Genomic DNA, 20,344 nt, shown 5'->3' on the forward strand with positions numbered 1-20,344 from the left:
GGGCGCCGCCGGCTCGGCGCGTGACCGGGCCACGGGCGCGGCCGGTCGCGCCACAGGCGTCGCCCGCAACGCCGCCGGCTCGGCCCGCGACGCAGCCGCCTCGACCAATGCGACCGGCGACGGCGCCCTGACCGGCGGCGGTTCGGTCAGCCGCGACGGCGCCTCGGGCTCGGCCAATGGTTCGGGCTCGCCCAGCGCCTCGACCAGCAAGGGCGGCGCCGGCCAGTCGGGTTCGCTGGGCCTGTCGGGTTCGGCCTCGCGCAGCGGCGTCTCGGGTTCGGCCAATGGCGCCGGCTCGGCCGACGTCAAGACCGGCAACAACTAGGCGGCTCCGCTCTTCAGCGGGCCCAAAGAAAAAGGCGGCGTCCTCGCGGGCGCCGCCTTCGTCTTGTCTGGCCTTGGGGCCGATCAGCTGTCGAGGAAGCTGCGCAGCTTGCGCGAGCGGCTCGGGTGCTTGAGCTTGCGCAGGGCCTTGGCTTCGATCTGGCGGATGCGTTCGCGGGTGACCGAGAACTGCTGGCCGACTTCTTCCAGCGTGTGGTCGGTGTTCATGCCGATGCCGAAGCGCATGCGCAGCACGCGCTCTTCACGCGGGGTCAGCGAGGCGAGCACGCGGGTGGTGGTTTCCCGCAGGTTCGACTGGATGGCCGCGTCGATCGGCAGGACCGCGTTCTTGTCCTCGATGAAGTCGCCCAGGTGGCTGTCTTCCTCGTCGCCGATCGGCGTTTCGAGCGAGATCGGCTCCTTGGCGATCTTCAGGACCTTGCGCACCTTCTCCAGTGGCATGGCCAGCTTTTCGGCCAGCTCTTCCGGGGTCGGCTCGCGGCCGATCTCGTGCAGCATCTGGCGGCTGGTGCGGACGATCTTGTTGATCGTCTCGATCATGTGCACCGGGATGCGGATGGTCCGCGCCTGGTCGGCGATCGAGCGGGTGATGGCCTGGCGGATCCACCAGGTGGCGTAGGTCGAGAACTTATAGCCGCGGCGGTACTCGAACTTGTCGACGGCCTTCATCAGGCCGATGTTGCCTTCCTGGATCAGGTCCAGGAACTGCAGGCCGCGGTTGGTGTATTTCTTGGCGATCGAGATCACGAGGCGCAGGTTGGCCTCGACCATCTCCTTCTTGGCCTGACGGGCCTCGCGCTCGCCCTTCTGCACGGTCTGGACGATGCGGCGGTAGTCGTCGATCGGCACGCCGGTCTCGGTGGCCAGGGCCGCGATCTCCTGGCGGATGTCGCTGACCGAGCTGGTGTCGTTCTCGACGAACTTGGTCCAGCGCACGCCCATACCCTTCACCTGGTCGACCCAGGTGGGGTTCAGTTCGGAGCCGAAATAGGCCTTGAGGAACTCGCCGCGGCTGATGCCGTAGCTGTCGGCCAGGCGCAGCAGGCGGCCTTCCAGGCCGATCAGGCGCTTGTTGATCGCATAGAGCTGCTCGACCAGAGCCTCGATGCGGTTGTTGTTCAGCTTCAGCGTCTTCAGGTGCTGGATGATCGTCGCCGACAGGCCCTCGTAGGCCTTGCGATCGGCGTCCGACAGATCCGTGCCCTTCAGGCGGCTGCCGACCAGCTTGTCTTGCAGCTTGCGGAAGGTCTCGAACTCGCTGGCGATGGCGTCGAGGATGGCCATGACGCCTTCGCGCAGTTCGCCTTCCATGGCGCTGACCGTGGGACCGGCGCCGTCGTCGAAGTCGTCGTCGTCCTCGCCTTCGCCCTCGGGCTTGGCCTCACCGGCTTCCTGGTCGACCGGCTCGGCCGGTTCGCCGTCGTCATCCTCGGCGGCAGGCTGGGCCGCGCCGCCGTTGATGGCCGCGTAGGTGCCTTCCAGGTCGATGACTTCACGCAGCAGGATGCGGCCGGTCGAGAGTTCCTCGCGCCACACCATGATGGCTTCGAAGGTCAGGGCGCTTTCGCACAGGCCGCGGATCATTGTGTCGCGACCGGCCTCGATACGCTTGGCGATGGCGATTTCGCCCTCGCGGCTCAGCAACTCGACCGAGCCCATTTCGCGCAGGTACATGCGCACGGGGTCGTCGGTGCGGTCGTAGGCGGCCGGCTTGTCGCTGGTGATGACCGTGGTGTTCTCGTCGCGGGTGGCGACCTCGCCGCCCTCGGCGTTCTCGGCGTCTTCTTCGGCCTCGACGACATTGACGCCCATCTCGCTGAGCATGGCCAGCGTGTCTTCGATGGCGTCAGGGCTGACTTCTTCCGAAGGCAGCACCTTGTTCAGCTCATCCATCGTGACGTAGCCGCGGGCTTTCGCCTGTTTGATGAACTTCTTTACGCCGGCGTCGGTCAGGTCGAGGAGCGGACCATCACCACCGGTGGCTTCGGGCGCTTCGGTCTCGGCCGTGGAATTGTTGCTCATCAAGCTCTCCGAAATCGGCGCCGACCCCTTCGTGGCGGGGGCGGGCCGAGAATGCCTCAACATGTCGCCGGCCTTCCGCGGATCCTCGCGAGTTCGGGCCGTCGACTGCTTCCTCAAGGGTTAGGACCCCGCTGCGCAGGCGCTCCAAGCGTCCAGCAGGATCGGCGAAAAAATTTTCGACGTTCTGTGAACTAACGCACGAAAGGCCACGGGGTAACGCTCCGCACAAAAAGGGCGGAGGGTGGCGGCTTCGAGCGCGGCGTTCATGAACGTCGATCTTTCGATCGGCGACCGCTGGGACCTGGCGCGGCGAGGATGACATCCTGTTTCAAAGAGGGCGCGCGCTGTGCGTTGGCGGCCCGATCGATGTCAAATCAGCTGCGTGGCAAATCCTTGAGTCGGCAAATGGCCGTGGGTGACGCCTGTGTCAAGATGGCGACAGGCGGGAAGCGCGGTTTCTTTAGGTTTCGGGGGCGGCGTCAGGCCAAATGGAACCTCCCCCTGTGGGGGCGGCGATCGCGTCAGCGATCGGTGGGGGGGATGACTTTCCGGCGTTGCGGCGGCTGAGAACGTCCCCCTCCGGCCCTCCGGGCCACCTCCCCCAGAGGGGGAGGATCTTGGGCGCCCGGCCCTTTACCCTCCCAGGCGCTACGAAAAAGCCGCCCGGATCGCTCCGGGCGGCTTCTTGCGTATCGAGGACGAGGCCTTGGCCTTACGCGTAGCTTTGCAGCGGGCGCACGTCGAGGGACTCGGCCGGGGCGCCGGCGATGGCCTGGGCGGCGGCGAGGGCGCCGGCCGAGGTGGTGTAGTAGGGCACCTTCATCATCAGCGCCGTGCGGCGGATGTCGAAGCTGTCTTCCAGGGCCTGCTTGCCTTCGGTGGTGTTGAACACCAGCTGCACGCCGCCGTTCTTCATAACGTCGACGATGTTGGGACGGCCTTCCAGCACCTTCTTGACCAGTTCGACCTCGACGCCCTGCTCGGCGAGGTAGCCGCGGGTGCCGACGGTGGAGATCACCTTGAAGCCGGCCGCTTGCAGCAGCTTCACCGGCTCGACGATCCACGGACGGTCGCTTTCCTTGACCGACACGAACGCGGTGCCCGAGGTCGGCAGCTTCACGCCGCCGCCCAGCTGGCTCTTGGCGAAGGCGCGGGCGAAGGCCGGGCCCAGGCCCGTTTCGCCTTCACGGATCCAGTCGAGGCCCATGACCTCGCCGGTCGAGCGCATTTCCGGGCCAAGCACCGTGTCGACGCCGGCGAAGCGGGCGAACGGGAAGACGGCTTCCTTGACCGCGATGTGGTCGTAGGGCTCGTCCTTCAAGCCGAACTCGGCAAGCTTGGCGCCGGCCATCAGCTTGGCGGCGATGGCGGCCACCGGCTGACCGATGGTCTTGGCCACGAACGGCACGGTGCGCGAGGCGCGCGGGTTCACTTCCAGCACGTAGATGCGCGGGGCGTCCGAGTGCGGCTCCTCGATGGCGAACTGCACGTTCATCAGGCCGCGCACGTTCAGCGCCAGGGCCATCTGCACCGTCTGGCGCTTCAGTTCCTCGACGGTTTCGGCCTTCAGCGAGAAGGGCGGCATCGAGCAGGCCGAGTCGCCCGAGTGGACGCCGGCTTCCTCGATGTGCTCCAGCACGCCGGCCACGAACACGCTCTCGCCGTCGCACAGGGCGTCGACGTCCACCTCGGTGGCGCGGCTCAGATAGTGGTCGAGCAGGATCGGGTGCTCGAGCGAAATCTCGCCGGCGCCGGCGATGTAGCGCTCCATGGCCTCGTGATCACGGATGATCTCCATGCCCCGGCCGCCCAGCACGTAGGACGGACGCATCACGAACGGGAAGCCGATCTTGTCGCCTTCGGCGCGGGCCTCGTCCCAGCTGCGGGCGATGGCGTTTTCCGGCTGGGCGATGTCGAGGCCGTTCAGCAGTTGCTGGAAGCGCTCGCGGTCTTCGGCCAGGTCGATGGCGTCGGGGCTGGTGCCCAGGATCGGCACGCCGGCCTCTTCCAGGGCGTGGGCCAGCTTCAGCGGGGTCTGGCCGCCGAACTGGACGATGACGCCGGCCAGCTCGCCGTTGCTCATCTCGACATGCAGCAGTTCCAGCACGTCCTCGGCCGTCAGCGGCTCGAAGTAGAGGCGGTCGGAGGTGTCGTAGTCGGTCGAGACGGTCTCGGGATTGCAGTTGACCATGATCGACTCCACGCCGATCTGGTCGAGCGCGAAGGCGGCGTGGCAGCAGCAGTAGTCGAACTCGATGCCCTGGCCGATGCGGTTGGGACCGCCGCCCAGGATCACGGCCTTCTTGGCGCCCGACGGCTCGCTTTCGCACTCGGGAACCTGGCCCAGGGCGCCGAACTCGTAGGTCGAATACATGTAGGGCGTCGAGGCCAGGAACTCGCCGGCGCAGCTGTCGATGCGCTTGAACACCGGGCGCACGTTCAGGGCCTGGCGAGCGGCGCGGACGGCCTTCTCGGTTCCGTTGGTCAGCTTGGCCAGGCGCGCGTCGGAGAAGCCCTGGGCCTTCAGCTCGCGGAAGCCTTGGGCGGTCTTTGGCAGGCCGCCGGCGCGGACCAGGCCTTCCTGGCGGACGATCTCGGCGATCTGGCGCAGGAACCACGGCTCGTAGGAGCACGCGGCGTTGACCTCTTCCACGGTCAGGCCGTGGCGGAAGGCCTGGGCGATGACGCGCAGGCGGTCCGGCGTCGGCACGCCCAGGGCGCGGACGACGGCGGCCTTGCCGGTGTCGGGGTCATCGGCGCCGTGGATCTCGACTTCGTCGAAGCCGGCGAGACCGGTTTCCAGGCCGCGCAGGGCCTTCTGCACGCTTTCCTTGAAGGTGCGGCCGATGGCCATCACTTCGCCGACCGACTTCATGGCCGTGGTCAGCAGGGGCTCGCTGCCCGGGTACTTCTCGAAGGCGAAGCGCGGGATCTTGGTGACGACGTAGTCGATCGACGGTTCGAACGAGGCCGGGGTGGCGCCGCCGGTGATGTCGTTCTGCAGTTCGTCCAGCGTGTAGCCGACGGCCAGGCGCGCGGCGACCTTGGCGATCGGGAAGCCGGTGGCCTTGGACGCCAGGGCCGACGAGCGCGACACGCGCGGATTCATCTCGATGACGACCATGCGGCCGTCGGCCGGGTTCAGGGCGAACTGGACGTTCGAACCGCCGGTCTCGACGCCGATCTCGCGCAGCACGGCGATCGAGGCCGCGCGCATCCACTGGTATTCCTTGTCCGTCAGGGTCAGGGCCGGGGCGACGGTGATGCTGTCGCCGGTGTGGACGCCCATCGGGTCGATGTTCTCGATCGAGCAGACGATGATGCAGTTGTCCGCGGTGTCGCGGACCACTTCCATCTCGTATTCCTTCCAGCCCAGGACGCTCTCTTCGATGAGCACCTCGGTGGTCGGCGACAGGTCGAGGCCGCGCTCGACGATCTCCTTGAACTCTTCGAGGTTGTAGGCGATGCCGCCGCCGGTGCCGGCCAGGGTGAAGGACGGACGGATGATCGCCGGCAGGCCGACGAAATCCAGGCCTTCCATGGCTTCGTCCATGGTGTGTGCGGCCTTGGAGCGCGGGCTCTCGAGGCCCAGCTTGTCCATGGCGTCGCGGAACTTCTGGCGGTCCTCGGCCTTGTCGATGACCTCGGCCTTGGCGCCGATCATCTCGACGCCGAACTTCTTCAGGACGCCGGCTTCCTCGAGGGCGAGGGCGGTGTTCAGCGCGGTCTGGCCGCCCATGGTCGGGAGGAGGGCGTCGGGGCGCTCCTTCTCGATGATCTTGGCGACCATGTCGGGGGTGATCGGCTCGATGTAGGTCGCATCCGCCACGTCCGGATCGGTCATGATCGTGGCCGGGTTCGAGTTGACCAGAATGATCCGGTAGCCCTCGGCGCGCAGGGCCTTGCACGCTTGCACGCCCGAATAGTCGAACTCGCAGGCCTGACCGATGACGATCGGGCCGGCGCCGATGATCAGGATCGAGGAAAGGTCGGTTCTCTTGGGCATGGCTAACTCGCGCAAAGACACGGTCGCGCACATCCGCGCGCCCGCTGTCGACCATCTTGCAGGTTAAGCCGCCCCTTTAGAGACGGAGTCAGGCGGGCGCAACCCCAGAGTCGGGGAGTCTGGAAAAGCGCTGTTAGCGGTGTGGCTTAGCGTCCGCTCTTGGCCGGCGGCGCGGGGACGACCCCGGGACTTGGCGGGGCCTCTGCGGGAGCGGCCGCCAGGCTCCAGGCCCAGCCGGCGACGGCGCGGTCGTAGCCCATGCGGTAGAGCGCCTTGCGGTTGCCTGCGGCGAAGTCGAGGCCCGAGGTGTCGGCCTCGGCGGCGTCGGGAATGGCGCTGTAGAACAGCTGTCCGCCGTTGCGCTGGGCGAAGCTGGCGCTGGCGGCCAGATGCGTGCGGATCAGGGCCTTGCTCATGGTCTGCCACGAGCGGCCGACGATCGACAGGGCCCCGCCCTTGGTGAAGCCGAAGACGCCGCCGACCTGGCCGTTGACGACGACGAAGATCCGGCCCGGCTTGGCCGTGCCGCGATCGGCGGTCCACAGCAGGAGCGACTCGGGGGCGACGAAGAACGGGATGGTCACCCCGCCGTCGACATGCATCTCCGACAGCCGCCGGCCGTGGCCCTCGACCTGGATCAGGGCGGGCGGGAAGACGCCGGGAATGCTGGCCGAGGCGACCAGCACGTCGCGGAACAGCTCGCGCGAGGCCTCGTCGCCCTTGGTGGCGATGGCGCCCATGTCCCAGATCACCGTCTCCTCGGTGTCGAGATTGGTGGTGGCGATCAGCAGGCGGCGGCCGCGGGCGTGCTCGGCGGCGATGGCCTGCATCATGTTGGCGTCGGCGTACTTGTCGACCAGGCCGCTCAGCGCGCGGCTGTCGTAGAAGCTGGGATGGAAGAGGACGCCGAGGCCGCGCGGCTGCAGGATCCGGTCGGCGGCGTCGCCGGTGTAGACCTCGGCCAGGCGCGCGTCCCAGGTGGGGCCGAGGAAGGCGAAGGGGGCGGTCAGTGCGCCGGTCGAGACGCCGGTGACGATGTCGAACTCGGGCCGCTCGCCGGTCTTGGTCCAGCCGGTGATGACGCCCGCGCCATAGGCGCCGTTGGAGCCGCCGCCGGAGAGGGCCAGGACGTCGAAGGTCTGCTGGTGGCGGGCGCGGTTGCGGGCGGCGTCGGCGAAGCGGATGCCGGCGGCGCCGTCGCTGGCGTTGAAGCGGATGTCCGACAGGCCCGACGGCGGCGGTCCGGCCAGGTCGCTGGCCTTGAAAGCGTCGCGCGATACCGAGCCGCAGGCGGCCAGGGTCATCAGGGCGAGGGCGGCGAGGGCAAGGCGGATCGGACGCATGAGGAGCCGGCGGTGTTCGAACGGCGCGAACCTAGGCGTGGCGCGGGCTCGCGTCCACTCAATGGCGCGATTGTTCAAAATCGAACGCCGGAACGCAAAACGGGCCGGCGCTGGGCCGGCCCGTTCGCGGATCGCTTGTGCAGCGGGGCCTTTTAGGCCGACTGCAGCTGGCCGGCCGAGACCTTGCCGCTGCGGCGGTCTTGCTCGAGCTCGTAGCTGACCTTCTGGCCTTCGTTCAGCGAGGTCATGCCGGCGCGTTCGACGGCCGAGATGTGCACGAAGACGTCGTTGCCGCCGTCTTCAGGCTGGATGAAGCCGAAGCCCTTGGTGCCGTTGAACCATTTCACGGTGCCGATAGCCATTGGGGTAGTCCTTTAGATCATAGTGTAGGGCGCCTCGCGGCAGCGTGCCGAAAGGCGATCAATTTCGTTGGAGGTCGGAGGGCTGGCCCGAGGCTTCTTTCTGAAAGAAGCATGGAATAGCGGATCGAGCGGCAGCGAATTCGATGATCGTCTTCTAGAAGGTCGAGGCGCGAATAGCAAGCGGAACATCGATATTTTATTTTTTGAGGGCGAAGCGTCACCTTCGAAGCACTTTGAGCGTTGTGGTTATCGACGTCGCTGAATTTGGATGGAGCGAGACCATGACGCTGATCGATCGCATTCCGAGCCTCAAGGACTCGGAGCTGGCGCAATTGCTGAGCAACGTGCGCCGCCTCGACGTCAGCGGAACGCCGGAGGAACGCCGGCGGGCGGCCGAGGTTGCGCCGCATCTGGAACGCGAGGCCTCGCGCCGTCGTGAGCGGGTGCTGCTGGCCCGTCGCGCGGCGACCACGCGCTTCTAAGGCCCATGGCGCGGCCGCCGCGCGCTTCCAAAGGAGGAACCTTAAGCATCGAAATCGCCTTGATCGGTTCGATATTGCGAGTCACTCTCAATAACGACCTTGAGTCCTGGAGGCGATCATGGTGTTGCGGATGACGGGGACACGCTGGCTGGCCCTGATGATGCAGGCCGAGCGGGCCGGCGGTGAAGACCGGCCCGACAGCGAGTGGCTGATGTACGGACCCTCCGAGGAGGACGACGAGGGCGAGATCATCGCGGGCGAGTAGGGCGGCGGATCCCCCTCCGGCCCTCCGGGCCACCTCCCTCAGAGGGGGAGGATCTATTGGCGCCGGCGCTTCCTTAAAGATGCTCCCCCTCTGGGGGAGCTGTCGCGAAGCGACTGAGGGGGTTACCCCGGCTCGAACGCCAGCGTTCGCGCGAAGAACGGCAGGGCGCGGGTTTCGACGCGGCCGTCGCGCGTCCAGTGCCGTTCGCCCCACCAGCCGCGATACTCCTCGGCCTCGTTGGGCACGCCGAACTCTTCCAGCAGGCCGGCGAAGGTGCGGTTGGCGACCACGTGGTCGGCGTTGCCGTCGAAGCGGCCCCAGTCGAACATCAGGCCGCGCAGGCTTTTCAGGTCCGCCGCATGGGCCGGCAGCAGGCGGTCGAGCAGGAAGGCGTTCTGCAGTTTGGCCGTCAGCACCGGATCGGTGGCCAGGCTCTCGCCCCGGCCGCTGGCGGGCAGGTCGGCATAGAGCGGGGGCTTGTCGCGATTGGGCAGGAAAGCCTGGTACATCCCCAGGAACACCCGGGAGAAGCCATCGTCGCCGAGATCGTCCAGCGATCTGGCCGCGGCCAGCCGCTCGAAGTTGGGCCGCGAGTTCATGGTTTGCAGCCCGACGCCCGTGCCCACCGGATGCAGGGCGTAGACCGAACCGAACACGCCCGGCGCGACCATGACCGTGCGGATCGCGCCATAGCCGCCCATCCGGTCGCCCAGCAGGCCGCGCGAGGCGGGGGCGGGCAGGGTGCGGAACCGGCCGTCGACGGCGGCCACCAGGTCCTTGGCCAGAAAGCCCGTCCAGTCGCCGGTCACCGGCGAGGTCGCGTAGAACGAACTGCCGGCCGGGGTGGAAAAGTCGGCGCTGACCAGGATCAGCGGCGGGACCGTTCGGTCGGCGATCGCCCGGTCGAGCACGGCCTTGGCGCCGTCGCGGTCGAAGATCGCGCGATGGCCGTCGAACAGGTTGGGCAGGAAGTAGACGACCGGATAGCGCCGCGATCCCGCCTCGTAGCCGTCGGGCAGGTAGGCGACGACCTTTCGGATCGGCGAGATCTCGACCTTGGCGCCGTCGAAGCGCCTGGAGGCGATCTCGAAATCCACCAGCCGCCCCTCGGCCCGCGCCGCCAGGGGCGCGAGCGCCAGCAGGAACACAACGCACGACCACAGTACGCCACGCATCGCACCGCCCCCGTCGCAGGTGTTGGGAGGGCGATGGTCGCCCTATGCGTGTGTCGGATTTGCGGCGACGCTCAGGTCAGCGCCTTGCGGGCGGCTTCCCAGTATTGGGCGCCGGTGATCAGGGTGACGATGGCGGCGACGCCGAGCAGGCCGTGGACCGTCCAGGAAACCGGCTCGATGATCGCCGGGTCCTGCGGCAGGTTGAAAGCGCCCCAGGAGACCACGACCAGTTCGCCGCCGATGGCCACCAGTTGCAGGGTGGTCTTCCACTTGGCCAGCAGGGTGACGGGCAGCTTGATCCCCTTGCCGGCGCCGACCTCGCGCAGGGCGCTGACGGCGAATTCGCGGAACAGGATCAGGCCGGCGGGCAGGATGACCAGAGGGTTGGGGCCCAGCGCCATCAGGCCCAGGAGGGCGCCGCAGACCAGGATCTTGTCGCCGATCGGATCGAGAATCGCGCCCCAGATGCTGACCGCGTCGAGCTTGCGGGCCAGCCAGCCGTCGAAGAAGTCGGTGATCGCAGCGATGGCGAAGGCCCAGAACGCCCAGCGTTGCAGCGAGAACTGCTGGTCGCCCGTCAGGCGTTCGCTGAGCCACGGCACGCCGCCGGCGGCGGCGGCCAGGGCCACGAACATGAAGAGAGCGATGACCAGACGGGCGGAGGTCAGGATGTTGGGCAGGGCTTTCATGGCGCCGTTCTAACGCATGAGCGCGCCAGAGGGCTATGGCGCATGCGCGGTTGTGGCCAAGCCGGTTTCCTTACGGGGTGAAGACCTCGCCGTTGTCCATGCGCACGTCGCGGATGGCGCGATAGACGTCTTCGGCCGCCCGATCGCCTTCGGGCAGGAAGTTCAGCAGCAGCGAGCGCCGCCGGGCGCCGGACACGTTGCGGGTGGCCCCGTGCAGCAGGTCGGCGTCGAACACCAGGATGTCGCCCGCCTCGCCCGCCAGGGTCTGGGACAGGGTTTCGTCCGGATCGCCTTGGTCGAGCGGCCGGGGGACCACGCGGGTGGCGCCGTTGGCCGGGCCGTAGTCGTCGAGAAAGATCATGGCCGAGACGGCGCGCAGGCCCGCGCCGTCTCGGTGCAGGGGCTGGTGGCCGCCGTCCGGCAAGGGTTCGCGGCCCTCGACCTGGGCCAGGAAGAAGGGGCCGCCCAGCATTTGTCCGGCGACCGCCAGCAGAGCCGGCAGGCGGCAGGTCTCGCGCACTGTGGGATCCAGGTCGACCTGGGCGTGGCGCCAGCCGGGCGCCTTGGGTGCGGCCCACTGCTCGCCGCCGCCGACGCCCGCCTCGAAGGCCGCGCGCAGAGGGTCGCGCCAGGCCTCGGGCACGGCGCCGCGCAGCAGGAGATAGCCGTCGTGGTCGAGAAGGGCGGCCTGATCCGCGGCCAGCGAGCCGACCTTGGTCGGCGTCAAAGCGGTGCACATCGAGATTGCGTAGAACTCAACCCCAGGGCTCGCAAGGGCGACGGACACGTAAGGCGTCGCGGGAAAAATGGGCGGCGGCGGTGGTGGCGCTGGGGACCGGGCGGTCCCAGATAGGATGCGGGGCGCATAGTGTAACACCAAGTGGAGTAGAGCCTCATGAGCACGGAATTCGCGAACAAGGTCGCCCTGGTCACCGGCGGCGCCTCGGGCATCGGCGAGGCGGTGGTGCGCGAACTGGCGGCCGGCGGCGCCAAGGTGGTGATCGCCGACTTCAACCTCGACGCCGCCGAAAAGCTGGCGAAGGAAGTCGGCTCGGCCAGCGCCTTCAAGGTGGACGTGGCCGACCCCGCCCAGGTCGAGGCCATGGTCAAGTTCGCGGTCGACACCTACGGCGCCCTGCACCTGGCGGTGAACAACGCCGGCATCGGCGGGCCCAACCTGCCCACGGCCGACTATCCGCTCGACCAGTGGAAGCGCGTGGTCGATGTCGACATGAACAGCGTGCTCTATTCGATGAAGTACGAGATCCCGGCCATGCTGGCGGCCGGCGGCGGTTCGATCGTCAACATGGCCTCTATCCTGGGCACGCACGGCTGGGCCGGTTCGGGCGCCTATGTTGCGTCCAAGCACGCGGTGGTCGGCATGACCAAGACGGCGGCCATCGAGTACGCTCCGCAGGGCGTGCGCATCAACGCCGTGGGCCCCGGCTTCATCGAGACGCCGCTGATCCATTCGGAAATGACCGACGAGGCGCGCGCCGGCCTGATCGGCCTGCATCCGGCCGGGCGCCTGGGTCGCCCCGAGGAGGTGTCGGCCCTGACCTGCTTCCTGCTGTCGGACCGCGCCTCGTTCATCACCGGCAGCTATCACCTGGTGGACGGCGGCTTCTCGGCCCGCTGACGGACCGGCCCCGCCGTTCGTGCGGCGGGGCAATCCTCTTCCTTGAAATGAGGCTCGCGCGAAGAAAACACATTGGTTCGCGCGAATTTCCCGTTTGGGTCGGGTGATTTTCTTCTCTCGGATGGTTGACGTGGCGGACGGGCGCAGCCAAGCCGTGGTCAAGTTTCCGAGGACGCCATGACCGCCAGCGCCGCACCGACCAGCAATTCTTCCCGCCGCGTGCTGATGGCCAGCCTGGTGGGCACGGCGGTGGAGTTTTACGACTTCTACATCTACGCCACGGCCGCCTCGCTGGTGTTCGGGCCGCTGTTCTTCCCGTCGCATTCGGCCTCGATGCAGCTCCTGGCCTCCTACGCCAGCCTGGCGGTGGCGTTCTTCGCCCGGCCGGTGGGGGCGATCGCCTTCGGCCATTTCGGCGACCGCATCGGCCGCAAGTCGACCCTGGTGGCGTCGCTGATGCTGATGGGCGGCTCGACCCTGCTGATCGCCTTCCTGCCGACCTACCAGATGGCCGGATGGCTGGCGCCGGCGCTGCTGTGCGTGCTGCGGTTCGGCCAGGGCTTCGGCCTGGGCGGCGAGTGGGGCGGGGCGGCGCTGCTGGCCGTCGAGAACGCCCCTCCCGGCTGGAAGGCGCGCTTTGGCATGTTCCCGCAACTGGGCGCGCCGGTGGGCTTCATCGCCGCCAACGGCCTGTTCCTGATCCTTGGCCTGCTGCTGAGCCCCGAACAGTTCATGGCCTGGGGCTGGCGCCTGCCGTTCCTGGCCAGCGCCGTGCTGGTGGGCCTTGGCCTGTGGGTGCGGCTGAAGCTGACCGAGACCCCGGCCTTCGCCGCGGCCCTGGCCCACGAGCCGCCGCCGGCCGTGCCGCTGGCCGAGCTGCTGCGCCTGCACTGGAAGGAGACGCTGGGCGGCACCTTCGCGGTGGTCTGCTGCTTTGCGCTGTTCTACCTGAGCACGGCCTTCGCGCTGGGCTACGGCGCCAAGACCCTGGGCTACGACCGCCAGCTGTTCCTGGGCGTGCAGTTGTTCGCCATCCTGTTCATGGCCGGCGGCATCGTCGCCTCGGGCTACTGGTCGGACGCCACGACGCCGCGCCGGGTGCTGATGGCCGGCTGCGCCATGACCGTGGGCGCCGGCGTGCTGCTGCCGGTGATGATGGGCGCCGGCTCGCTGGCCCTGATCTGCGCCTTCCTGTCGCTGGCCCTGTTCGCCATGGGTTTCGTCTACGGCCCGCTGGGCTCGTGGCTGCCCGAGCTGTTCCCGGCCCGGGTGCGCTACACCGGCGCCTCGATGGCCTTCAACATCGGCGGCATCATCGGCGGCGGCCTGACGCCGATGGCGGCCACCTTCCTGGCGGCGCAGGGCGGGCTGGTTCCGGTCGGGATCTACCTGGCGGTCGCCGCGGCGATCAGCTTCGTGGCCCTGGTGCTGCTGAAGACGCGCACCGACGCGTAAGGCTGGCGATAACGATGGTTTCTTACCGGGTGACAGGGCTGACGCATCGCGTAAGGTCGCGTCATCCGGGCAGGGGAGCATGGGCATGGCGGGGCTGACGAACGGCGCGATCCAAGGGGCTTTCGGCAACCTCCTGGCCGCCGCCGCGTAAATCCGCCCATGGCGTCCACCCCTTCCGAGACCCCGGCCGGATCACACCGGGGCCTGCGCAGTTCGGTCCGCGGCCTGCTGGTGCTGCTGACCGTCAGCCTGCTGGTGCCGGCGCTGGCCGCCACGGCCCTGCTGCTTGAGCGCTCCAACCGCCAGAACCGCGACCAGCTGGAAGAGCAGCTGCTGGCCACCGCGCGGGCGCTGTCGGGCGCGGTCGACCGGCAGGTGGCCGAGGGTGTTGCGGTGGCCGAGACCCTGGCCACCGACCAGGCGCTGCTGAACGGCGACTGGAAGAACTTCTACATCCGGGCCAAGCGGGCCACCGGCAACCGGCCCGGCTGGGTGGCCGTGACCGCCGCCGACGGCCAGCAGGTGGTCAACACCCTGGCGCCCTGGGGCGCGGCCCTGCCCAAGACCCCGCCGCCGGCCTACATGGTCGCCGCCCGCGCGGCCGGCCGCACCCAGGTGTCGGACCTGCGCATGGGCGCCCTGGCCCAGCGCCACGTGATCACCGTCGGCGCGCCGGTCGACATCAAGGGGCAGGCCTATGTCGTGTCCTACGTGGTCGAGGCGGCCAGCTTCACCTCGGTGTTCCGACAGCAGCGCGCGCCCGAGAGCTGGGTGGCCACCATCCTCGACAACCAGCGCAAGGTGATCGCCCGCTCGGTGCGCAACGAGCGCTTTACCGGGGCCAGCGCCTCGCCGGACATGACCCGCAACCTGGCCCGCTCCAACGAGGGGATCAGCAAGAGCGTGTCGCTCGACAACGTGAAGACCCGCGTGGCCTACAGCCGCTCGCCGCGCACCGGCTGGACGCTGGTGGTGGCCATCCCCCGCGCCGACGTCGCCAAGGTGGGGGTGGCGGCGGCCTGGGGGACGGCGGCGATCTTCCCGCTTTTGCTGCTGCTGGGCGTGGGCATGGCGCTGTTCCTGGCCAATCGCATCAACCGCGAGGTCGTGGGGCTGGTCGAGGACGCCGGCGCGATCGGCGAGGGGCGGCCGCTGGACCCGAACAAGCGCGGCGGCTTGGCCGAGATCGCCGTGGTGCGCGAGGCCCTGGTCGCCGCCTCCCACGAACTGGAGGCCCGCGAGGCGCGCCAGGCGGTGATGATCAACGAGCTGAACCACCGGGTGAAGAACAACCTGGCCACCGTGCAGTCGCTGGCCCGCCAGACCTTCGCCAAGCTCGACGCCGACCAGGTGCGGATCTTCACCGAGCGGCTGGTGGCGTTCTCGGCGGCCCACGACCTGCTGACCCGCACCGGCTGGAACGAGGCCGACCTGACCGACGTGGCGGCGATCTGCGTCAAGGCGCACGGCGAGGGCATCGACGCCTCGGGGCCCAAGGTGGCGCTGAGCCCGCACGTGGCGGTGTCGCTGTCGATGGTGCTGCACGAGCTGGCCACCAACAGCGCCAAGTACGGCGCGCTGTCGGCGCCCGAGGGACGGGTGAGCCTGCGCTGGAGCCTCGACCAGGACGCCCGGCAGCTGCGCCTGACCTGGAGCGAGCGCGGCGGCCCGGCGGTCAGCGAGCCCGAACGGTTCGGCTTCGGCGCGCGGCTGATCGAGAACCTGACCCAGCGCGAGCTGAAGGGCCGCTCGCGCTTCGACTTCCACCCCGACGGCCTGGTGTTCGAGGCCTGGCTGCCGCTGGCCTCGGTGCAGCGCTGGAGCAACGACTTCTAGAAAAGGGCCCGCGGAGGACCTTCGCCCTCCGCGGCGAGGTTAGCCTCAGAGCGCCTGCTCGATCCAGCCGGTTCCGCTGGCCGGCTTGCCCTGGAAGCTGCCCTCGGCCGAGGCGATCCCCTCGTAGATCGAGCCGGTCGGCAGCGGGAACTCCTGGTCGGCCAGCAGGGCCTTGAAGTTCAGCACCGCGTCGAAGCCGGCGATGTCGAGCTGGTAGTCGAGATAGTAGACCACGCCGGAGGCCGGGCTGGTCCACGGGCGCTCGGCGGTCATGACGCCGGGCACGACGTACATCTGGCCTTCCGGGTCCTGCAGGGTGACCTCGCAGACGACCGGCTCGCCGGGATTGGGCCGCTGGTTGCCGCCGGCCAGCACGTAGTGGTTCGACAGCGACCAGCCGTTGTCGAGTTGGGCGTTCTGCAGGATCCACTTCACCGGGTTCTGGGCGGTGCCGAAGAAGCCGTACTCGTGGTCCATCCAGGTCTTGCCCTCGACCTCGAAGATCTCGCCGTCGATGGTGATCGTGCCCGATGCGGCGATGTTGGTCAGCGAATAGTAGTAGTTGCCGGTCTGCAGGTGCGAGCCGCTGGCCGGCGGCAGGATCTGGGTCACGCCGGTGCCCCAGACCACGAACGGCGCGCCCTTCTGCGACATGGTCAGGTCGAAGACGATCTCGGTGTCGGTGGCGTCGTCGGTCAGCTTGGTGACGACGGCCATGTTCTGGGTCGGATCGCCCCAGGCCGCGTCCATGGTGATGAAGGTGTGCACGGCCTCGGCGGCGGCGCCCGAGCCCTTGCCGTTGATGACGATGTGCGGCGGCGAGGTGTAGCCGCGGCCCGGATTGGTCAGCTGGATCGACAGGATGGCGCCGGTGGTCGGGTCGATCAGCGGCCAGGCGATGGCCTGCGAGCCGCCGCCGCCGGTCACGGTGACCGTGGTGGCGATGGGATCGTAGCCTGAGCCAGGATTGGTCACCTTGATCGCCGTCAGCCGGCTGTTGGGGTCGCCCAGGCGCACGCGCCAGTCGCGATTGACGTCGTGCTCGGCCCAGGTCGCCGGGTCGTAGCCGGCAGGCGGGGTGAAGGTGGTGGTGCGCTGGTAGTGCTTCTGAGTGGCGACGTCGGTCAGCATGATCTGCGAGAAGCCGAAGCCCCGGCCCTGGAACGAGGCGGCGTTGATCTCGAAGCCGAACACCCGGTCGCCGGCCTTCAGCGTGCCGATGTGCCACCACCACTCGGTGGGGGCGTCGCGGTGCAGGTAGTGGTCGGCCGGCAGGCGGATCACAGACAGCTCGCGCGGGATCGGCTGCGGCGCGTCAGTGTCGGCGCACGCCTGGGCGAGCGGGCGCGCGAAGCCGCGGCCCCGCAGGAACGGCAGAATGGTCATGTCGGTGTTTCCCCCAAACGGCTCCGGCGCGGCGCGTTAGTCGCGCCACGTGGCAGGTTGAATGCTTTTCCAGAGCGGCCTGAGGTTGCGTTCGGCGACCGATGTTGTCAATCGCGCCGGCCCGTTTTGGGTAGGGGGGTCAGCCCTTGCGGAAGAAGGCGTGGATGCGTTCGGCCAGGGCCTGGCTGACGCCGTCGACCTTGACCAGGTCCTCGATGCTGGCCCGGCCGACGCCCTTGGCCGAGCCGAAGGCGTGCAGCAGGGCCTTCTTGCGGCCCGGACCCACGCCCTCGATCTCGTCGAGCGGGTTCTTCTTCAGGTCCATGCTGCGGCGGGTGCGGTGGGCGCCGATGGCGAAGCGGTGGGCCTCGTCGCGCAGGCGCTGCAGGTAGTAGAGCACCGGCGACTTGGGCTCGAGCATGAACGGCGTCTGGCCGGGAATGAAGAACCGCTCCAGCCCGGCGTCACGGTCGGGGCCCTTGGCGACGCCGATGACCGTGATGTCGTCGACACCCAGGTCGGCCATGATCTCCAGCGCCGCGTCCAGCTGGCCCTTGCCGCCGTCGACCAGCACGAGGTCGGGGCGGTTGGCGTCGTCGCCTTCTTCCTCTTCCTTGACCAGGCGGGAGAAGCGGCGCTTCAGCACCTCCTTCATCATGCCGTAGTCGTCGCCGGGCGTGAGCTCGGTGCTCTTGATGTTGAACTTGCGGTACTGGCCCTTCATGAAGCCTTCGGGGCCCGCCACGATCATGCCGCCCACGGCGTTCGTGCCCTGGATGTGGCTGTTGTCGTAGACCTCGATACGCTCAGGCGGGGCGTCCAGCTTGAAGGCCTCGGCGACGCCGGCCAGCAGCTTGGTCTGGGCGCTGCCCTCGGCCATGCGGCGGCCCAAGGCCTCGCGGGCGTTGGTCAGGGCGTGGCCGACCAGGTCGGCCTTTTCGCCGCGCTTGGGCACGGCGATCTCGACCTTGCGGCCGCTCTTCAGCGCGAAGGCCTCGCTCAGGAGATCGGCGTCGGCCGGCTGGACATTGGCCAGGATCAGACGCGGGATCGGCTTGTCGTCGTAGAACTGGCCCAGGAACGCGGTGATGACCCGCTGCTCCTCGGTGACGCCTTCCTCCTCGTCCTCGGCCGCGCCGGTGATGCGAGGGAAGTAGGCGTGGTTGCCCCAATTCTGGCCGGCGCGGAAGAAGAACACCTGCACGCAGGCCTGGCCGCCCTCGACGTGCAGGGCGACGACGTCGGCCTCTTCCACGGTCTCGGGGTTGATCTGGCTTTCCTGGGCGACGGCGGCCAGGGCGCGGATGCGGTCGCGCAGCCTGGCGGCGCGCTCGAACTCCAGCTCTTCGGCGGCCTCTTCCATCTGCTTGGCCATCGACGCCATGACCGCGCGGGACTTGCCCCGCAGGAAAGCCTCGGCCTGGTCGACCAGGGCGCCGTAGTCCTCCAGGCTGATCAGGCCGGTGCAGGGGGCGGCGCAGCGCTTGATCTGGTGCAGCATGCAGGGCCGGTCGCGCGTCTCGTAGACGCTGTCGCTGCACGAGCGGAGAAGAAACGCCTTCTGCAGGGTGTTGAGCGTGCGGTTCACCGCCCAGGCGCTGGCGAAAGGTCCGAAATAGTCGCCCTTGGTCGTATGGGCGCCGCGGTGCTTGCGAAGCTGGGCGGCGTCGTGGTCGCGGCGGATGAGGATCTCGGGGAAACTCTTGTCGTCGCGCAGCAGCACGTTGAAGCGCGGCTTCAGCTGCTTGATCAGATTGATCTCGAGCAGCAGGGCGTCGGCTTCGGTGCGGGTGGTGACAAACTCCATGGACCGCGTGGCGTCGACCATGTGGGCGATGCGGTTGGTATGGAAGCGACCTTGCGCGTACTGCACCACGCGCTTCTTCAGGCTCTTAGCCTTGCCGACGTACAGCACCTCGCCTGCGTCGCCGATCATCCGGTAGACGCCAGGCGCGTCGGGCAGGCGCGTGACCTCGTCCTTGATCAGGGCGGCGCCGGCGAGCTTCGGCGGTTCGGAGGGGGAGGGGATGTCGGCGGTGGTGTCGGTCACGAGGCAGATATAGGCGAGTCCGGCGGAGTCAGCGACGTTCGAGGCTGTGATGAACCGTCGCGATGATGATGCGGTCCGGCTCGACGCGGTAGCGGATGATGTAACCTCGGGAGCCGAACGGGACGAAGAGTTCGCGACCTCGAAATCCGGCCGCCTTTCTGCCGCGCTCTGGAAGCTCTTCCAAAGATTTCATCGCCGCGAACAGCGCAGGGCCGACTCTTAAGGCAGCCATTGGCGCGCGCCCGGCAAGCCAGAGCTCCAAGTATCGAATGTCGCTGTAGGCGCGAGGCGAAACCTGGACAGGTTTCATCTTGGCGGCGGTGGTCCGTCAGGCTTGCCCCAGCCGTTCATCCAGTCGCCAAGCTCGTCGAGCGGTATACCGCCGTCTTCCGCAACGGCGGCGTCGCAGATGGCGTCGACCTCGGACCAGATCGCGGCATCGTCCTCCTCAAGGCGATGGCGAACATAGTCCTCAACGGATCGGCCAGCTGCTTCCGCGCGAGCCCGCAGGCTCTCGGCGAGCGCTTCGTCGATCTCCACGGTCATTCCGCCATCAGCCATGTTGCCATGATGTTCCAATCGCCGTTTGTCGTCAATCGCCCAGGGCTGTATGACCCCGCCCCATGACCACCCGTTCGCTCTTCGTCACCCCGCTCTATGAAGTCAGCCTCGCCGGCGAGAAGGGGTTCGACACCTTCATCGACGACCTGCACGACGCCTGCATCGCCGTGGCCGAGGACGACGAGGCCGGCCAGGCCTGGGCCGAGCGCAAGGGCTATCTGGGCTATACCTCCTACGCCTCGCTGGACGACCTGGCCCAACGCGACAGCCTGTTCGCCGAGCTGAAGAAGAAGCTCGACAAGCACGCGACGGCCTTCGCCAAGGACCTGCGCTTCGACCTGGCCGGCGGCAAGCTGGTGATGGACAGCTTCTGGATCAACATCCTGGACCCGGGCGGCCAGCACACCGGCCACATCCATCCGCACAGCGTGATCTCCGGTACGGTCTACGTCACCATTCCGGACGGCGCCTCGGCGCTGAAGTTCGAGGATCCGCGGCTGCCGATGATGATGGCCGCGCCGACCCGCCAGGAAGACGCGCCCGAGAGCCTGCAGCCGTTCGTCTACGTCCAGCCCGCGCCGGGCACGATCCTGATGTGGGAGAGCTGGCTGCGCCACGAGGTGACACCCAACCAGGCCGAGGAGCAGCGGATCAGCATCAGCTTCAACTACGCCTGGCGTTGAGCCCTGCTGCGTGTGCGAAAGATCACAAAAATTTAGCCTTCACCT

17 protein-coding genes and 1 pseudogene are annotated in these 20,344 nt (G+C 68.3%); 7 read left to right on the plus strand and 11 right to left on the minus strand.

What is annotated here, in order from left to right:
* Window positions 1-325, plus strand: a pseudogene (locus tag ACODR1_RS17990) (hypothetical protein); the annotation flags it as partial.
* 83 nt (window positions 326-408) lie between these two features.
* Here ACODR1_RS17990 and rpoD read toward each other — a convergent pair.
* From rpoD to ACODR1_RS18010, 4 genes are all read right to left on the minus strand, one after another.
* Window positions 409-2,367 carry an RNA polymerase sigma factor RpoD gene (gene rpoD, locus ACODR1_RS17995; RefSeq protein WP_488881680.1) on the minus strand — a complete coding sequence of 653 codons (1,959 nt, stop codon included), beginning with the start codon at window positions 2,365-2,367 and terminating at the stop codon, window positions 409-411.
* A gap of 712 nt (window positions 2,368-3,079) precedes the next feature.
* Window positions 3,080-6,373: a carbamoyl-phosphate synthase large subunit gene (gene carB / locus ACODR1_RS18000; RefSeq protein ID WP_488881681.1), complete on the minus strand. Its 3,294-nt coding sequence runs from the start codon at window positions 6,371-6,373 to the stop codon at window positions 3,080-3,082.
* Window positions 6,374-6,519: 146 nt separating this feature from the next.
* Window positions 6,520-7,716 (minus strand): patatin-like phospholipase family protein, encoded by a 1,197-nt coding sequence (locus ACODR1_RS18005; RefSeq protein ID WP_488881682.1) that lies wholly within the window; start codon window positions 7,714-7,716, stop codon window positions 6,520-6,522.
* Between the two features lie 152 nt (window positions 7,717-7,868).
* Window positions 7,869-8,078, minus strand: coding sequence for a cold-shock protein (locus tag ACODR1_RS18010; RefSeq protein ID WP_058346787.1), 210 nt, complete (start codon window positions 8,076-8,078; stop codon window positions 7,869-7,871).
* Between the two features lie 281 nt (window positions 8,079-8,359).
* Between ACODR1_RS18010 and ACODR1_RS18015 the strand changes: the two genes are divergently transcribed.
* A complete protein-coding gene (locus ACODR1_RS18015; RefSeq protein WP_488881683.1) occupies window positions 8,360-8,560 on the plus strand; it encodes a hypothetical protein in 201 nt (66 codons plus the stop codon).
* A gap of 118 nt (window positions 8,561-8,678) precedes the next feature.
* Window positions 8,679-8,825, plus strand: a complete 147-nt coding sequence (locus ACODR1_RS18020; RefSeq protein WP_488881684.1) for a hypothetical protein — start codon at window positions 8,679-8,681, stop codon at window positions 8,823-8,825.
* Between the two features lie 122 nt (window positions 8,826-8,947).
* On the opposite strand, the gene ACODR1_RS18025 is transcribed toward ACODR1_RS18020, so the two are convergent.
* From ACODR1_RS18025 to ACODR1_RS18035, 3 genes are all read right to left on the minus strand, one after another.
* Window positions 8,948-10,000 (minus strand): alpha/beta hydrolase-fold protein, encoded by a 1,053-nt coding sequence (locus ACODR1_RS18025; protein WP_488881685.1) that lies wholly within the window; start codon window positions 9,998-10,000, stop codon window positions 8,948-8,950.
* 71 nt (window positions 10,001-10,071) lie between these two features.
* A complete protein-coding gene (gene pgsA, locus ACODR1_RS18030; protein ID WP_488881686.1) occupies window positions 10,072-10,689 on the minus strand; it encodes a CDP-diacylglycerol--glycerol-3-phosphate 3-phosphatidyltransferase in 618 nt (205 codons plus the stop codon).
* Window positions 10,690-10,759: 70 nt separating this feature from the next.
* Entirely contained in the window at window positions 10,760-11,428 is a 669-nt protein-coding gene (locus ACODR1_RS18035; protein ID WP_488881687.1) for a phytanoyl-CoA dioxygenase family protein, read from the minus strand.
* Between the two features lie 156 nt (window positions 11,429-11,584).
* Here ACODR1_RS18035 and ACODR1_RS18040 point away from each other — a divergent pair, with 156 nt between their 5' ends.
* The 3 genes from ACODR1_RS18040 to ACODR1_RS18050 all read left to right on the plus strand — a co-directional run bounded on the left by ACODR1_RS18040 (window position 11,585) and on the right by ACODR1_RS18050 (window position 15,619).
* On the plus strand, window positions 11,585-12,328 hold the full coding sequence (locus ACODR1_RS18040; protein ID WP_488881688.1) for an SDR family NAD(P)-dependent oxidoreductase: 744 nt from the start codon (window positions 11,585-11,587) through the stop codon (window positions 12,326-12,328).
* Between the two features lie 177 nt (window positions 12,329-12,505).
* Window positions 12,506-13,783: an MFS transporter gene (locus tag ACODR1_RS18045; protein WP_488881689.1), complete on the plus strand. Its 1,278-nt coding sequence runs from the start codon at window positions 12,506-12,508 to the stop codon at window positions 13,781-13,783.
* 159 nt (window positions 13,784-13,942) lie between these two features.
* Window positions 13,943-15,619, plus strand: a complete 1,677-nt coding sequence (locus ACODR1_RS18050; protein ID WP_488881690.1) for a sensor histidine kinase — start codon at window positions 13,943-13,945, stop codon at window positions 15,617-15,619.
* 45 nt (window positions 15,620-15,664) lie between these two features.
* On the opposite strand, the gene ACODR1_RS18055 is transcribed toward ACODR1_RS18050, so the two are convergent.
* From ACODR1_RS18055 to ACODR1_RS18070, 4 genes are all read right to left on the minus strand, one after another.
* On the minus strand, window positions 15,665-17,005 hold the full coding sequence (locus ACODR1_RS18055) for a lipocalin-like domain-containing protein (RefSeq protein WP_488881691.1): 1,341 nt from the start codon (window positions 17,003-17,005) through the stop codon (window positions 15,665-15,667).
* A gap of 139 nt (window positions 17,006-17,144) precedes the next feature.
* The gene (gene uvrC, locus ACODR1_RS18060; RefSeq protein WP_488881751.1) at window positions 17,145-19,064 is read right to left on the minus strand and encodes an excinuclease ABC subunit UvrC; all 1,920 of its coding nucleotides are present in this window, start codon (window positions 19,062-19,064) and stop codon (window positions 17,145-17,147) included.
* A gap of 19 nt (window positions 19,065-19,083) precedes the next feature.
* Window positions 19,084-19,365: a type II toxin-antitoxin system RelE/ParE family toxin gene (locus tag ACODR1_RS18065; RefSeq protein WP_488881692.1), complete on the minus strand. Its 282-nt coding sequence runs from the start codon at window positions 19,363-19,365 to the stop codon at window positions 19,084-19,086.
* Entirely contained in the window at window positions 19,362-19,601 is a 240-nt protein-coding gene (locus tag ACODR1_RS18070) for a FitA-like ribbon-helix-helix domain-containing protein (protein ID WP_488881693.1), read from the minus strand. Before ACODR1_RS18070 ends, ACODR1_RS18065 begins: the two co-directional genes overlap by 4 nt.
* 77 nt (window positions 19,602-19,678) lie before the next feature.
* On the opposite strand from ACODR1_RS18070, the gene ACODR1_RS18075 reads away from it, so the two are divergent.
* Window positions 19,679-20,299: a TIGR02466 family protein gene (locus ACODR1_RS18075; protein WP_488881694.1), complete on the plus strand. Its 621-nt coding sequence runs from the start codon at window positions 19,679-19,681 to the stop codon at window positions 20,297-20,299.
* The last annotated feature ends 45 nt before the right edge of the window (window positions 20,300-20,344 follow it).

The organism is Caulobacter sp. FG7 (assembly GCF_057808875.1).